The sequence below is a fragment of the Lentibacillus juripiscarius genome (genome assembly GCF_042685205.1).
Taxonomy (GTDB): domain Bacteria; phylum Bacillota; class Bacilli; order Bacillales; family Amphibacillaceae; genus Lentibacillus; species Lentibacillus juripiscarius.
The window spans coordinates 24,168-39,713 of sequence record NZ_JBHUNA010000040.1 but is presented as its reverse complement, the minus strand read 5'-3'; the positions used below and the strand labels follow the sequence as shown (position 1 = coordinate 39,713).

General features: G+C 43.4%; 17 protein-coding genes and 1 riboswitch. Of the genes, 16 read left to right on the top strand and 1 reads right to left on the bottom strand.

The annotated features are described in order from the left end of the window. Positions 1-35: 35 nt before the first annotated feature. The 15 genes from ACFSUO_RS15170 (at position 36) to ACFSUO_RS15100 (ending at position 13,893) form a co-directional block, all read left to right on the top strand. Positions 36-773: a segregation/condensation protein A gene (locus ACFSUO_RS15170; RefSeq protein ID WP_382395610.1), complete on the top strand. Its 738-nt coding sequence runs from the start codon at positions 36-38 to the stop codon at positions 771-773. A 2-nt stretch (positions 774-775) separates the two neighbouring features. After that, positions 776-1,360 carry an SMC-Scp complex subunit ScpB gene (gene scpB, locus ACFSUO_RS15165; RefSeq protein ID WP_382395608.1) on the top strand — a complete coding sequence of 195 codons (585 nt, stop codon included), beginning with the start codon at positions 776-778 and terminating at the stop codon, positions 1,358-1,360. Positions 1,361-1,496: 136 nt separating this feature from the next. Then, positions 1,497-2,600, top strand: a complete 1,104-nt coding sequence (locus tag ACFSUO_RS15160) for a D-alanyl-D-alanine carboxypeptidase family protein (protein WP_382395606.1) — start codon at positions 1,497-1,499, stop codon at positions 2,598-2,600. Continuing rightward, the gene (locus tag ACFSUO_RS15155) at positions 2,593-3,177 is read left to right on the top strand and encodes a nucleoside recognition domain-containing protein (RefSeq protein ID WP_382395604.1); all 585 of its coding nucleotides are present in this window, start codon (positions 2,593-2,595) and stop codon (positions 3,175-3,177) included. Before ACFSUO_RS15160 ends, ACFSUO_RS15155 begins: the two co-directional genes overlap by 8 nt. Before the next feature lie 2 nt (positions 3,178-3,179). Next, entirely contained in the window at positions 3,180-3,710 is a 531-nt protein-coding gene (locus ACFSUO_RS15150) for a spore maturation protein (RefSeq protein ID WP_382395602.1), read from the top strand. A 73-nt stretch (positions 3,711-3,783) separates the two neighbouring features. Beyond that, the gene (locus ACFSUO_RS15145; RefSeq protein ID WP_382395723.1) at positions 3,784-4,530 is read left to right on the top strand and encodes a pseudouridine synthase; all 747 of its coding nucleotides are present in this window, start codon (positions 3,784-3,786) and stop codon (positions 4,528-4,530) included. Positions 4,531-4,582: 52 nt separating this feature from the next. Continuing rightward, the gene (resA, locus tag ACFSUO_RS15140; protein ID WP_382395600.1) at positions 4,583-5,158 is read left to right on the top strand and encodes a thiol-disulfide oxidoreductase ResA; all 576 of its coding nucleotides are present in this window, start codon (positions 4,583-4,585) and stop codon (positions 5,156-5,158) included. A 28-nt stretch (positions 5,159-5,186) separates the two neighbouring features. Further along, positions 5,187-6,821: a cytochrome c biogenesis protein ResB gene (gene resB, locus ACFSUO_RS15135; RefSeq protein WP_382395598.1), complete on the top strand. Its 1,635-nt coding sequence runs from the start codon at positions 5,187-5,189 to the stop codon at positions 6,819-6,821. A gap of 32 nt (positions 6,822-6,853) precedes the next feature. Beyond that, positions 6,854-8,044 carry a c-type cytochrome biogenesis protein CcsB gene (gene ccsB, locus ACFSUO_RS15130; protein ID WP_382395596.1) on the top strand — a complete coding sequence of 397 codons (1,191 nt, stop codon included), beginning with the start codon at positions 6,854-6,856 and terminating at the stop codon, positions 8,042-8,044. A gap of 74 nt (positions 8,045-8,118) precedes the next feature. After that, positions 8,119-8,835, top strand: a complete 717-nt coding sequence (locus tag ACFSUO_RS15125) for a response regulator transcription factor (RefSeq protein WP_382395594.1) — start codon at positions 8,119-8,121, stop codon at positions 8,833-8,835. Then, positions 8,835-10,604 (top strand): ATP-binding protein, encoded by a 1,770-nt coding sequence (locus tag ACFSUO_RS15120; protein ID WP_382395592.1) that lies wholly within the window; start codon positions 8,835-8,837, stop codon positions 10,602-10,604. The genes ACFSUO_RS15125 and ACFSUO_RS15120 overlap by 1 nt, the downstream gene beginning before the upstream one ends. A 118-nt stretch (positions 10,605-10,722) precedes the next feature. Further along, positions 10,723-10,925: riboswitch (cobalamin riboswitch) on the top strand. A gap of 214 nt (positions 10,926-11,139) precedes the next feature. After that, a complete protein-coding gene (locus ACFSUO_RS15115; protein WP_382395590.1) occupies positions 11,140-11,577 on the top strand; it encodes a DUF4430 domain-containing protein in 438 nt (145 codons plus the stop codon). After that, positions 11,570-12,100: an ECF transporter S component gene (locus tag ACFSUO_RS15110; RefSeq protein ID WP_382395588.1), complete on the top strand. Its 531-nt coding sequence runs from the start codon at positions 11,570-11,572 to the stop codon at positions 12,098-12,100. Before ACFSUO_RS15115 ends, ACFSUO_RS15110 begins: the two co-directional genes overlap by 8 nt. An 87-nt stretch (positions 12,101-12,187) precedes the next feature. Then, complete coding sequence (gene sigX, locus ACFSUO_RS15105) at positions 12,188-12,721, top strand: RNA polymerase sigma factor SigX (protein ID WP_382395586.1); 534 nt, start codon at positions 12,188-12,190, stop codon at positions 12,719-12,721. Further along, positions 12,721-13,893, top strand: a complete 1,173-nt coding sequence (locus tag ACFSUO_RS15100; protein ID WP_382395584.1) for a hypothetical protein — start codon at positions 12,721-12,723, stop codon at positions 13,891-13,893. Before sigX ends, ACFSUO_RS15100 begins: the two co-directional genes overlap by 1 nt. Positions 13,894-13,987: 94 nt before the next feature. Here ACFSUO_RS15100 and ACFSUO_RS15095 read toward each other — a convergent pair whose 3' ends face one another. Next, positions 13,988-14,242: a ferredoxin gene (locus ACFSUO_RS15095; RefSeq protein ID WP_382395582.1), complete on the bottom strand. Its 255-nt coding sequence runs from the start codon at positions 14,240-14,242 to the stop codon at positions 13,988-13,990. Between the two features lie 197 nt (positions 14,243-14,439). Here ACFSUO_RS15095 and ACFSUO_RS15090 point away from each other — a divergent pair, with 197 nt between their 5' ends. Next, positions 14,440-15,489 carry a helix-turn-helix domain-containing protein gene (locus ACFSUO_RS15090; protein ID WP_382395580.1) on the top strand — a complete coding sequence of 350 codons (1,050 nt, stop codon included), beginning with the start codon at positions 14,440-14,442 and terminating at the stop codon, positions 15,487-15,489. The last annotated feature ends 57 nt before the right edge of the window (positions 15,490-15,546 follow it).

Genomic DNA, 15,546 nt, shown 5'->3' with positions numbered 1-15,546 from the left:
TATTTTTTTAACTGGCCCGTGAAAGGAGGCGGGGTGTGAATCCATCATATCACGTTAAATTGGATGCATTTGAAGGACCTCTCGATCTTTTGCTGCACTTGGTCAATCAGTATGAGATTGATATTTATGATATTCCCGTAGCACAAATCACGGAACAGTATATGCAGTACATCCATACCATGCAGCAGCTTGAGCTAAATATTGCTAGTGAATACCTTGTGATGGCTGCGACATTGCTGGAGCTTAAGAGCAAGATGCTTATACCGAAACAGGAAGTGGAAGAGCCTGATGAGGACTATATGGAAGACCCCCGTGAAGAGCTGGTGCAGCGTCTGATTGAATACCGTAAATATAAAGAGGCTGCACACGAGCTAAAAGAAAAAGAATCAGAAGCCAATCAGACATTCACAAGACCACCCATCAAGCTTTCTCATACAGAAATAAGCAGGCCGGTGCAGAAAGGGGATTTGTCCATTTATGACATGATCGACGCCCTGAAGCGGATGACAGATCGTCATAAATGGAATAAACCTTTGGATACGAGAGTCAAAAGTGGGGAGATACCACTTAAGGAGCGCATGACAGAAGTACTGTATGCGGTAAAACAAAGCAGGGAAGGGATTGCATTCGACCAACTATTTGTCTATCCGTCGCGATCCCATATTGTGGTTACATTCATGGCAATTCTGGAGCTCATGAAAAATAATGAAGTGACCTGCCGGCAGGAACAGCATTTTGGTGAATTATATGTTTTCAATAATCTGGGGGATTAATCGTGGAAATGAACGCATTAAAAGCTATAACAGAGGGGCTGCTGTTCGCAAGTGGCGATGAAGGGGTAACGGTCCGACAGCTTGCAGGAGTACTCGATATAACGGACGAGGCAGTAAAACATGTCCTGGAAGAATTAGAGTACGATTATGAAAACACGGACCGTGGGATATTGCTCATGCGGTCCCATAATGCTTTCTATTTAACTACAAAGCCGGAGTACAGCAATTATTTCAAAAAACTTCTAGAGACCCCACAGTCCACAAAAATGTCGCAGGCTGCCTTGGAAACATTAGCCATTATTGCTTATCAGCAACCAATAACAAGGACGGAAATTGAGGAAATACGCGGCGTCAAAAGTGATCGGCCGGTACAGACATTAATGACTAGAGCACTGATCGAGGAAGCTGGCAGAAAAGAGGGGGCGGGCCGTCCGATCCTGTTCGCTACAACAAAAGACTTTCTGACTTATTTTGGGTTAACGTCGCTGGACGAACTCCCACCGCTTCCGGAAGATATCAATGAACAGGAGATTGAACAAGAAGCAGATTTGTTTTTTGAGAACTTTTATGAGCAAGCTGACGAATAACTGGATATACTATCCTCCCATCCTTACTTTGTGTAAGGATTTTTTTGTTTTGTATCAGAGCTGTCCAATTTCAGTCATATGTTTTTGTTCCAGGCGCATAAACTGTAAGGATAACACATCTGCAGGGGGAAGAGTTATGCGTGGTTATGCCGTATTGATGATTGTCTGTTTTCTCGTCAGCATTCTGGTGTATCCGTCTGTTGGACAAGCAAAGCCCGGAGTGTCGGCGAATAATGCTGTTTTAATGGAACAATCTTCAGGAAGGGTGCTATACAATAAGCAAGCACATGAACAGCGGCCTATTGCAAGCATTACGAAGATTATGACTGCCATCGTTGCTATTGAGTCAGGGAAAATGAATGAAACGGTGACGGTAAGTGACCGGGCTATTCATGCGATCGGGTCATCTATTTACCTGGAAAAAGGTGAAAAAATCAAACTAAAAGATCTTGTGTACGGTTTAATGCTGCGTTCCGGTAATGACGCAGCTGTCGCGATAAGTGAACACGTAGGTGGGAGTGTAGAGGGTTTTGTTCATCTAATGAATAAAAAAGCAAAGTGGCTTGGGATGACGAATACTTCCTTTGCTAATCCGCATGGGCTTGATGCTGACAATCATTATTCCACCGCTTATGATATGGCGCTTCTGATGTGTTATGCCATGGATAATGAAGTGTTCAGACAAGTAACAGAAACGAAGATTTATAAGGCGGAAGATGGCGACTATGTCTGGCGCAACAAACATAAGTTACTTACCTCGCTTTACCAGCACACCATTGGCGGGAAAACCGGCTACACAAGCACTGCCGGCAGAACATTGGTCACTGTTGCGGAAAAGGATGGCATGGAACTGATTGCCGTCACGCTGAATGCACCTGATGACTGGCGTGACCATACCGGGCTGTTTGAGTGGGGATTTAAAAACTATGACATGACTACCATCGCTGAGGAAGGTCAGAACCGTTACCGGCTGGAGGGCAGCAGTGATCAGGTTATTGGCTATTTGCATAACGATATAAAGATCCCGCTGCGTGAAAATCAGCAGCCGCAACTAGACAAAAAGACTTTTATTCGCGAGGATTCCCAGCGTTCGGATGTCATAGGGAAGACCGTTTTTTTCGCAGATAATGTTCCAGTTGCGGAGACACCTATATATGCTGAACGCGGACCGACCGCATCGTTTTTCGCTGATATCGTTTCCGTTTACCAGCAGATTGTCGGGATGAATGCCGATGGTTAATATTATATGGGCAATGATGGCCATTATTGGTATCGTCTATGCTATGTTTAATGGAACCATGGACGAGGTCAATGAAGCGCTGTTTGAGAGTGCAGAAGAGGCGGTGACATTATCAATCGGTCTGATCAGCATATTGGTTTTTTGGCTTGGAATCATGAAAGTTGCTGAACATGCTGGTATTTTGGAATTTCTTTCGAAGCTGTTCAGACCGCTTATTTTTAGAATATTTCCCGATATACCGAAGGATCATCCAGCTATTGGCTATATTCTGTCAAACATTACAGCGAACATATTTGGTCTTGGAAATGCGGCAACTCCCATGGGCATTAAAGCGATGGAGCAGATGAAAGAACTGAGCGGTTCGGATGAAGCTTCCAGGTCGATGATTACATTTTTGGCGTTGAATACATCGAGCCTGACCATCATACCAACGACTGTCATCTCCATCCGGATGCAGTATGATTCGGTGTCCCCTACGGAAATCGTTGGTACAACCATCATTGCGACGCTCATTTCTTCTATCAGTGCACTGCTGATTGACCGTCTATTTTATTACAGAAGCCTCAGGAGGAAATGATGATGGGTATTATCACAACAATCAGCACTTGGCTGATTCCATGTTTCATTGCGATTGTTCTTATTGTGTCAACGTGGAAACGCGTGCCTGCTTACGAGATGTTTGTAGAAGGGGGAAAAGACGGTGTCAGGATGGCATTTTCACTTCTCCCTTTTTTGGTTGGGATGATCGTGGCTATTTCCATATTACGAAGTTCCGGTGCACTGGAAGCATTTATACAGCTAATCTCTCCCTTTTTGACTGCGATTGGAATACCACCGGACATCATCCCTTTGGCACTGGTGCGGCCTATTTCGGGAACAGCTGCATTAGGGATGACCACAGAGATGATAGGCACGCACGGACCAGATTCATTTATTGGCAGGCTTGCTTCAACGATGCAGGGAAGCACCGATACAACACTGTATATTTTAACTGTTTATTTCGGGGCAGTTGGAATCCGAAAAATGAACTACGCATTAAAAGTTGGACTGCTCGCCGACTTGGTTGGTATAATTGCTTCAATCATAATTGTAACCCTATTATTTGGATAATCCCTGCAACTGGCGTTAACATATGGTTAACGCTATTATTATGGTTGAAACAATTAGAGAGAACGGTGATATAATGACAAGCACGAAAGAACGGCTGCAGAAAGTAATTGCACAAAGCGGTGTGACATCGCGGAGAAAAGCGGAGAAACTGATTGTTGACGGAAAAGTGAAAGTCAACAAAAAAGTGGTAATGGAACTAGGTACCAAAGTGTCCCCGCGGGATGAGATTGAAGTCGATGGTGTTCGCCTCGAAAAGGAAGAGCCTGTATACTATCTTCTTTATAAACCAAGAGGCGTTATTTCCAGTTTGAAAGACGATAAAGGCAGAAAAGTAGTAACCGATTATCTTGGGGAGGTCAAGGAACGTATTTATCCGATTGGCAGACTTGATTATGATACATCAGGCATCCTTCTCTTGACGAACGATGGGGAATTTGCCAACCAGTTAATGCATCCGAAATATGAGATTGATAAAACATACGTGGCAAAGCTGAAAGGAATTCCATCCAAGAAAGAACTTTTGCAAATGAAAAAGGGAGTCCGTTCCGAAAATGACTTATTAAAAGCAGTCAACTATAAAATACTTGAAGTGGACAAGAAAAAAAATACTACCATTCTCGAAATAACACTTCATGAAGGAAAAAACAGACATATCCGCCGAATGATGGACGAAATCGGGTACCCGGTTACAAAACTGAAACGGGAAAAATATGGGGCTCTTCATTTGCAAGGAATGAAATCCGGTGACTGCCGACCGCTCACACCACATGAGGTCAAGCAAATGCGTCATTTAGCGACCGATAAAATTGTTAAACAATAGACAAATTTGTCGCTGTATTTCCATGATACAATAACATCGGGAGTGAATGACTATGGACGTTGAAAAGGCAAAAGCATCTAAAAAAAATAAAAAAAGAAATCGCTTGATATTCAGGTCGATTATTTTGGCTGTTCTGCTGGTTGCTGTGATATATGCGTTGATATCCAATTTCAATAAAGATAAAACAGATGTCAGCGTCGGCACACAAGCACCCGATTTCAAACTCCAGCAAATTAATGAAAATAATGAGCTTGATACCGTCAGGCTGAGTGACTTCGAGGGAAAGGGCGTCATGCTCAATTTCTGGGGCACGTGGTGTAAACCCTGTGAAAAAGAGATGCCATACATGCAGTCCCTTTACCCCGAGTATAAGGAAAAGGGTATTGAAATTATTGCTGTCAACCTTGACACGACAAAGTTTGTTGTAGAGAAATTCATCAATAAGTATGATTTAACATTCCCTGTTCCATATGACTCCAACAAAGAAGTAAGGGAGAGTTATCACGTCGGACCGCTTCCGACCACGTTTTTCATTGATCCTGATGGGGAAATTGTTGAAATGGTAGAAGGCGGGCTGACACTTGATAAAATAGAGGGGTATTTACAGCAGATACAGCCTGAACAGTAAATGAATGCATCAATTGTGAGGGATTTGAATGGAAAAAATAAAATGTGAGTGTGGCCATGTCAATCCGGAGGGGACAGTCCTTTGCGAAGCATGCGGCAAACCGGTGGAAGGCAACCAGCATATTGACGGAAACGATCAGCGCAAACTTCTTAATATGCGCTATGATGGAAGTGCCCGTCGATCGCAGACATACAACAAATCAATTGTTGATAAAATATGGAACTTTTTCTCATCCGTCAAGGTAGGGGTCTGGCTTATTGTACTGGCCTTGGTGGCTTCGGCCATAGGTACCATCTTCCCGCAGGAGCAATACATACCGGCCGATGCCGTTTCCAGGGATCCGTCTGTTTTTTACGAAGCACAGTATGGAATGCTCGGGCAAATTTACTATCAGCTTGGCTTCCATAACTTGTACGGTTCATGGTGGTACATGCTGTTGATTGCACTTATCGGTATTTCATTGGTCATCTGCAGCATCGATCGTTTCGTCCCGCTCTACAAGGCCCTGAAAATGCAAAAACCGAAACGGCATACTACTTTCCTCAAACGGCAGCGTCTCTTTAGTGAAACGGAACATGTAACCGCAAGTGAAAAAGACAAAATGATTTCCGGGCTGCGGAAACAGCGCTATAAAGTGCGCGAAGAAAATGGGCATGTACTAGCGGAAAAAGGGCGTTTTTCCCGCTGGGGACCATACGTGAACCATATTGGTCTTATTATCGTCCTGATTGCAGCACTGCTGCGTTTTACGCCCTTTATGTATCTCGACGAGTATGTCTGGGTCAGGGAAGGTGAACAGACTGTCATCCCTGGAACAGAAGGGGAATATCACATCAAAAATAAACAATTCATTTTGGAAACGTATGATAAGGACGATGAAAAATTCCAAGAAGCAATTGAGCAAGAGGGACAAGTAGCTAAAAATTATCAGACAAACGCTGTTATTTATAAGGAAACTGGGGAAAGTGTGGCAGGTGCCGATCCAAAGCTTGAGAAAGTAAAAGAAGACGAAATACGGATGAATCATCCGCTGAAATTTGACGGTTACACGCTTTACCAGGCAGGCTATCAGCAAAATGAATTCAATAGTATGAGTTTTAAGGTTCATGAAACAGACGACCCTGATGAACAGGCTCTCGGCTCTTTTACGATTGACTTGACAGATCCTAAAGAGGAATACAAGTTAGACAATGGATTCCAGGTTGTTGTCAGTCAATACTATCCGGATTATGAACTGGACAATGGCGAGCCGGCGTCCAAGACAAATTTCCCAAGAAACCCGGCATTTGTTTTTACAGTTCATCCTCCCGGCAATGAAGAACCTGAAATGAGCTTTGTCGGTATCGGCAAAAATGTTGATGCGACTGGTGAGAATGACTACAAATTGGGTATCCAGGACTTTGAAACCCGGTATGCCAGCGGACTAACTGTCAGACGTGATCATACTTTGCCACTGTTCATCATTGGTGCAGCTATTTTTATGATAGGTGTTATACAAGGAATGTACTGGCAGCATCGCAGAATCTGGCTGCATCCAAACGGAGAAGGTCTGATGATTGCAGGTCATACCAACAAAAACTGGTTCGGCCTGAAAAAAGATATTGAACACATCATAGCCGATACGAATGTAAACATGGTTGACGATCAGCAAGAGCTGGAATAATCATTCAGGCGGATGTGGAGGAGGATATTTGTATGGATTCGTTAATAAACACAAGCAGCACGATGCTTTACACGGCGTTTATCCTTTATTTGGTTGCCACCCTTTTCTTTGGTGCAACCATTAAAGGAAAAAAAGAGGATTCGAAGGCGGGTATCAGCGGGAAAATCGGGATTACCATTACCATCATTGGATTTCTCGCGCAGATTGTCTACTTTATTACGAGATGGATAGCAAGCGGGCATGCTCCCGTCAGTAACTTGTTTGAATTTATGACATTTTTCGGGATGGGACTTGTTTTTGCATTTATCATCATCTATTTCATCTATAGATTGAATATTTTGGGCTTGTTTGCACTTCCAATAGCAATTATTGTTATCGCCTTTGCAAGCATGTTCCCAACTGAAATTGCACCACTTGTTCCATCGCTCCAGAGTCACTGGCTTTACATCCACGTAACGACCGTTTCACTGGGCGAGGCCATTTTATCCATCAGTTTCGTGGCAGGACTAATTTACTTAATCAGACAAGTGGATCAGTCCGTCAGCAGCAAGCGGACGACATGGCTTGAGGTTATACTGCTTTCTCTATTTATCTTTGCTGGGTTCAGCATTATTTCTGTTGCGTTTAATGCAGCTGGATATTCTGCCGAATTCGAGTATTCCTTTAACGGAGAAACTGTAACAACTGATTATCATTTGCCGCCAATCGCCGGACCAAATAAAGGCGAACTGCTGACAGGTGATCGGATGGGTGCCTTGTTCGAGGCTCCAGGATGGATGAAAGGTGTCGATGCGGCAAGGAAGTTTAACACGCTTATCTGGTCCGTACTGACTGGATTAATTTTATATGGTCTGGCCAGATTAATCCTGCGCAAACGTGTAGGAGCTGCTATTCAGCCATTTCTCAAAAAAGCAAAACCGGACATGCTTGATGAGATATCGTACAGAGCCGTTGCTATTGGATTTCCAGTATTCACACTTGGTGGTCTGATCTTTGCCGCCATTTGGGCACAGATTGCCTGGGACAGGTTCTGGGGATGGGACCCTAAAGAAGTATGGGCCCTGGTTACTTGGTTCTTTTATGCTGCATTCTTACATTTGCGCCTTTCACGCGGATGGCATGGAGAGAAATCTGCATGGCTTGCCGCAGGAGGATTTGCGATCATCATGTTTAACCTGATTGCAGTCAACCTGCTATTGGCAGGACTTCATTCCTACGCATAACACTTGGTGGCAAATAGTTAGCAATCGGCTTGGTTTAAGGCTGATGTCATATTTTCAATAGTGGGGGGATTTGCATGGAGACGAATGCAAAAATATTGGTTGTCGATGATGAAGACAGGATTCGCCGCCTTGTAAGAATGTATCTGGAAAAAGAAGATTTTATCGTGGAAGAAGCGGCTGATGGGACGGAAGCATTAGAATTTGCAAAAACGAATGATTATGAAGTTATCTTGCTTGATATCATGATGCCTGGAATGGATGGCATTGAAGTGGCAAAGGAATTGCGCAAAGAGAAAACAACACCGATCATCATGCTTACAGCAAAAGGGGAAGAATCTGATCGTGTACAGGGATTCGAGGTAGGAAGTGATGATTATATTGTGAAACCTTTCAGTCCAAGAGAAGTGGTACTTCGTGTGAAAGCCATTCTGAGACGGGTTTCATCCCATGATTATAATGAGGCGGAAACACCTACCAAAAATCTCATTGTATTTCCACACCTGACTATTGATTATGATGCACACCGAGTGACAGCTGACGGGAATGAAGTGAGTCTGACGCCTAAAGAATATGAGCTTTTGTGTTTTCTTGCCGAAGAACCAGACAAAGTATTCAGCCGGGAAGTATTGCTCAAAGAAGTTTGGGAATATGAATTCTTTGGAGATTTGCGTACAGTTGATACACACGTAAAGCGCCTGCGCGAAAAACTGACAAAGGTCTCAAAAGAAGCTGCCAATATGATTGTGACGGTTTGGGGCGTCGGTTACAAGTTTGAGGTGGATGATGCATAATGTTCTGGCGCAGTGTTGTAGGTAAACTAGCAATAACTATCTTATTGCTAGTTTCTTTTGTACTATTTATCTTAACCGTGTTATTACTGGAGTTTTTTGAGAACTTTCATGTCAGCCAGGCGGAAAAAGATATGATGCAAACCGCACAAAAAGTATCAAGAATGGCTGAACAATACGATGACCGTGAACTGGCACTGGACAACGCTGAATTGGTGAAAGACCCCTTAAGCCGGGTTTCTGTCATTTTTGGAGACGGGACATTCTGGACATCAGATAGCTCGGACAGTGATTTGAACAAACTTGACTCTGAATGGCTGCGGAATGACAAAGAACTGAAGAGTGTATTCGTAGACGAGGAGAATGTGAGAAAACAAACCATACTCCCTGATACAAATATCAAAGCAATGATAGTTGGCACGCCAATTGTTGGTCAGGATGGTGCCGTATTTATTTATCAGTCATTGGATATTGTGAACGAGACGAAAAATGAAACAACCAAAATTATTCTGCTAGCCGCCGGGATTGCCATTGTTCTCACGACCATCTTTGCTTTTTTTCTTTCTACGAGAATTACATCTCCATTGATTAAAATGCGAGAGGCGGCAATTGATCTCACAAGGGGGGAGTTCAACACGAAAGTCCCGATACTCACCCATGATGAAATTGGTGAATTGGCAATGGCATTCAACCGGATGGGCAGACAGCTCAAATTTCATATTAATGCGCTAAGACAGGAAAAAGAACAGTTTTCCAGCATTGTCAGTTCGATGGCTGATGGGGTCATTACGCTTAACCGCAATGGAGATATGTTAATAACGAACCCACCTGCTGACATGTTTATTGAAAACTTATATTATGAGAACGGTCTGGAGAAGAAACAAGATAGTCCAAGGGCCCCGGAACCGTTGAATAAGCTGCTGCAAAGTGTTATTCATGATGAAAATGAAGCACTTCAGGAAATCACGACACAGGGGCGCACATGGGTAATGATTATGACTCCCCTATATGATCAGTCCTATGTCCGGGGGGCTGTCGCAGTACTCCGGGACATGACGGAGGAAAGACGGTCCGATAAATTGCGGGAAGATTTCATTGCCAATGTGTCCCATGAACTAAGGACACCTATATCCATGCTCCAGGGATACAGCGAGGCAATCGTTGATGGCGTTGCAGAATCGAAAGAAGAAAAAAATGAACTGGCACAGATTATCCTTGAGGAATCGAAGCGAATGGGCCGGCTTGTCAATGAATTGCTTGACCTAGCCCGGATGGAAGCCGGTCACAATCAGCTGAACAAGGAATCTGTTGATGTCAATGCCTATGCAGATCGTATTTTAAAGAAATTTAAAGGCCTGGCAGAAGAAAATAATGTGACACTAAGTCTGGAGAAACAACTGGAAAGAGAAACGGTTGAAATGGACCCGGACCGAATGGAGCAAGTGTTTACCAATTTAATTGATAATGCAATCCGCCATACCGGGGAAAATGGCTTTGTCACTGTCACTGTGGAGAATACGGAATCCAGTTTCCATGTGTCTATTGAGGACAATGGTGCCGGTATCCCGGAAGATGACATACCATTTGTGTTTGAACGGTTTTACAAGGATGATAAGTCCCGGACACGGAATGGAAAGAAAAAAGGGACCGGACTCGGGCTGGCGATTGCCAAAAATATTGTCGAAGCCCATGACGGCACCATTACTGTCAGAAGCAGAATGAATGAAGGCACAACTTTTGCACTTAACGTGCCGCAGCAGCCCGGGCAATAGTGCAATTACTGGAAAAGATACTGGTTCGACAGCGAATTTTGTGATATGATGATGTCGGAATTGAATAGCTGTTTTAAATAGTGGTGTTTTAAAGTGCGTGTTCAAAAAAAGGATAAAAGGGGTCCGAGTATTTCGAGGCCTTTTTACCGGACTTTTGAACAACCTCTTAAAAGGGAATCCAGTGAAAGTCTGGAACTGTCCTCGCAACTGTAAGTGACATACAAAACAGGCAATAGCCACTGTATGATTGATTCATGCGGGAAGGGCCTGAAGTAGGTTTGAATCACAAGTCAGTAGACCTGCCACCATTGAATGTTTCCATGCTCCGAGGACTTGAGTGATTGGGACAACCGGGAACATATGGTGATGTATGTTTCGATTGTCTGCCGAAGCTATCCTCAGAAGGGGGTAGCTTTTTTTTGTAAAAAATATATCGGTACCAAGTCTTCCAAACAGGCCTTAATCCAGCAGCGAAGCATAAACACGGTTTTCTTTTCTGCATGTGCTCTACCAAACAAAACAGGAGGAATGGAAAATGAACAAATGGTTATTGCGTTTTGCGTCCATGCTTTTAATTGCGGGCTTTATTGCCGGCTGTGGAGCTGATGAAGAACAGCAGTCCCAGACTGGCAATCAGACCCAGCAGGCAGAAGAAAATGAAAATACAGAGGAGCAAAGCGAAGACACCGTCACCATTACGATAACCAAAGATAACGGGGGAGAATACATCCACGAAAAAGAAATCGAAGTTGAAGAAGGCGCCATATTGATGGACGTCCTGAAAGAAAACTTCTATGTGGAAACAGAGCAGGATGGCAAATTCATTACCTCAATTGAACGTGTGGCCCCGAAAGAAGGGGAAGAGAAAGCATGGATGTTTACAGTGAATGGCGAAATGGCCAATGTCGGCGCATCGTCCTATGAGTTGTCACCGGGCGATGAAGTGAACTTCGATTTGCATTCTTATGAATAATAAACAAATGAGCACCTATAAGCTGACATTACTGGCCCTTTTGGCTGCACTTGCTGTTGTTGGGAGAAGTGCTTTTGCGTTTCTGCCGAATGTGCAGCCGGTCACTTCATTGGTTATCATTTGCGGTTTGCTTCTCGGTCCGGTGGCAGCCATCCTGTTGGCGCTATTAACAACATTTCTTTCCAATATGTTGCTGGGGATGGGCATCTGGACCATCTGGCAGGTTGTTTCCTGGGCTTTAATTGGGCTTATCAGCGGCCTGATCGGTAAGTACCCGAGAAGAGTGCCCATTTACGTTATTGTATTGTTTGCTGTATTCAGTGGCTATTTATATGGATTCATTATTTCACTTACAGCCTATTCGATTTCCGGGAGCTTTCTGCCGTATTACTTAAGCGGACTTATATTTGACACAAACCATGCAATTGGGAACGGTATCTTTATTATTCTGCTTTATCCAATGATATCTTATTTTTTTACAAAGTATGCCAAAAATCGTTTTTCATTACAAAATACCAACTGAAACAGGTTGGTATTTTTGTACTATAGTTAAAATAAGTGTAACGTACCAGTGGCTGCGGACGACTATTGAGATGAACGGGGGATTGGGATGGATTCCATTTTCGAGCATTTCTACGAGAATTACCACGATGATTTATACCAGTTTATTTTTTATATGGTGAAGGATAAACAGACATGTGAAGACCTCGTTCAGGACGTATATATTAAAGTAATGCAGTCCTATGGTTCGTTTAAAGGAGATAGCAGCGAGAAAACTTGGCTCTTTTCTATAGCCCGGCATATTACGATTGATTATTTTCGTAAACAAAAAAGGAAGCGAAAACGGATTCTGGAGTTTTTTGACTGGCATGAGAAGGGTCAATTCATTCCAGATCAACATGCACTTCCTGATGAAATTGCCGTTCAGAATGACATGATCCAAACAGTGTACTATTACTTGGATAAATGTACACCCGATCAGAAAAGCGTTCTCCTGCTGCGTTACTTGCAGGCGTTCAGCATCCAGGAAACAGCGGAGATATTGAATTTCAGTGTCAGTAAAGTAAAAACGACACAGCACCGCGGACTGAAGCAGCTGCGTAACTATATGAATGCAGAACAGCAGGAAGGAGGAGATGCATAATGAAAAAATGGAACAATAGTGAAGAACAGCTGAAAGAAACATTGAAACAGATGCCAAGAATCCACGACAATCTGGATAAAGATGCTTTGTTTCAGCGTATCTCCTCTAAACGTCGTCACGTTCATGGCCGGAACAAAGAGAAACGGTTTGCTTTGATGCCTGTTCTGGCAAGTGTAATGGCACTTGGGCTTGTCCTTATACTGGTTCCACTGATGCTGAATGATGGAGTGATACAGAATGCGGGGGAAGACGCCAATCATGCACTGGATCGGGCCATTACCGGTAAAGAAGATGACAATGCGAACGTCATGAAGGATACCGCTGAAAATGAAGAAACTCCTCACACGTATTCCCAGCAGGATAAGGCGCCGGAATCCCTTGTCATGCACTCAGCAGATAACGAGCCATCTGTCATTCATGGTGCTGTTGCCGATCTTCAGGGACAATATGTCATCCCTCTATCTCTTGTTGTTCCTGATACAGCAGATAAAAATGACTATCTGAATGAATTAGGACGGCATTTGCAGGAAGACAGATGGGGAACCAGCAGCTATGTATTCGGTGACACAACATTCCAGCTGGATGAAGCCAATCAGCAGGTGAAAGCAGACTTTCCGGAAAAATTTCCTATTGCTGAAGAGGGATCCAGTGGGCCTAATATGCTGCAAAAACTGCTCGCAAGCATGTTCCGGCCTTATCAAGTAGAAAAAGTCGTATTTAACAAAGAAATAAGTCTGGGTAAAATTGGAACTGTCCAGCAGCTACCATTAAAAACCCGGAAAAATGTTTATAAAACCTATCAGTCGGAAGAAGGAAGCAGAAAATTCCTGATTGAAATACCAATTGATGAGCAGGCTGATTTCCAAACAGCTATAGCGGAAATGAAAAAGGATGAGGAAGCGTTCCATGTTTCCAGGACAGTACCGGAATCGGCCGAACTCTCCGTCAGTGATGAAGGCCGGGAGCTCCGTATTTCCTTTGACCCCGGCAATACAGTGCCGCACGGTCAAGATTTGGTCACTATGATTGACGCTATTCTAATGACGGCTAAAAATTTCGGGTATGATCAAGTCATGTTTCTGAATACGGGGCAGAAGCAGGTCGGTCCATATGATTTGACCAGTCCATTGAGTGTCCCTCCAGGAGCAAACCCAATCACCCCTGCTGCTTGATAAACAAAAAGCGTTCTTATCGGTCGAATCCACTAAGAACGCTTTTGTTGATTTATTCAATAAATGTGTTAAAGATAAAATATCGGCTTTCTCTTCAGTCATCCTCAAATTTAAGTGGATTCCCATCGAAAGGACTGTCTGCAACTTTAATGGAATCAGTTGGACAGCCTTCAAATGCATCCAGCATATCATCCTGAAAATCTTCGGGGACTGCAGTTGTCCCATGATTATCATCAGCAACTGTGTAAGCAAGCGCCTCATCATTGTAATCATAAAGCTCAGGCGCGCTAACCCCACACGCCCCACAAGCGATGCAAGTTTCCTGATCGACTATCGTAAATTTAGGCATCTATCTCATCCCTTTACTGCCCTAGACTATCATCTAACTATAAATCGTGTTCAAAAGGAGGATAAAAAGGGCACTTTTTGAACAACCTCTATAATTTATTGTAAAACGGGCTCTTAAACATTTCAACCAGTGTATAACATGTTAAAATAAAATAGAGAGCATTTCACGGAAAAAATGCTGAAAAGAGGGGACTGGCCATGTTCTTTGATACGATCATACTGACATGCTGCGCACGATTTCAGGCCGGGCGAAGCATATCCGCCGTTTTTCACCTGCTTAAGGGGAAACGTTCCATCCAAACGGTACAGGATGCGCATCTTTATCAATTGGAACAATTTTACGGTATATATCCAACACTTCGAAAGCGGAGTTTTGACGAGCGTATACAGAAACTTGAAAAAAATGGCTATCTTCCATTAAGGAGTGAATCGGCCGCAGTCCCAACCCAGGAAGCTTCCAGCTGGATGGATAAACAGAAGGAAAAACTGCCGCTTCGATATTTCAATGGACTTCATTATTGCCGTTTAGCTCCTGTTTTTCTGGAACGATTGCTGCTGCTTATTCAGACACTAACAAACAGTAGGATGGGCAACCTGAATTTTATCCCAGTTGTTGATAAACCCGTTGTAACAGACTGGGTGAAACAAGCGTTTTACCGATATCGAAAGGAACAGGATACATATCTGAATGGGCTATACAAAGAACTGTATCAAATTCTGGGCCACTTTACCGATTTAGAGGCATCTATTTTTACCGATAGTCTGACAGGCTATCAGCAATATGGATTAAGCAGTTTTCAGGTAGGCGAACGGTATGATATCGAACGACTTGATGTCCCTTTATACAAAACAGCTCTTATACATCGCATGTTGACAATCATCGAAAAAGAGTATCCATTATATCCGCTCCTGGGACGTATCAAAAGTGAGCTTCCGACAGAGTCCGGGTTATCGAAATCAGCTGAAAAAACAAAAACCCTGCTGGACAAACAATACGAGGCAGAAGAAATCGCAGTGGTACGGCGTCTGAAATTGAACACCATTTACGATCACCTGGTTGAAATTGCCTTGTATGACGACGAGTTCCCACTCAGTAAGTATGTGAATTCCACTGAACAGACGGAAATAGAGAAGGCTGCGCAGAAAACTTTGTCCTATAAATTAAAAGATATTAAACAGGAAGTCGGTGAATCCATCAGTTATTTTCAGATCCGGCTCGTACTTGCCACAGAACGATTTCCAAGTTAACGAGCACTTCATGCTGAGCGCAGCAACTGGATGGATTTTAAATGAGACAAAAAGTGG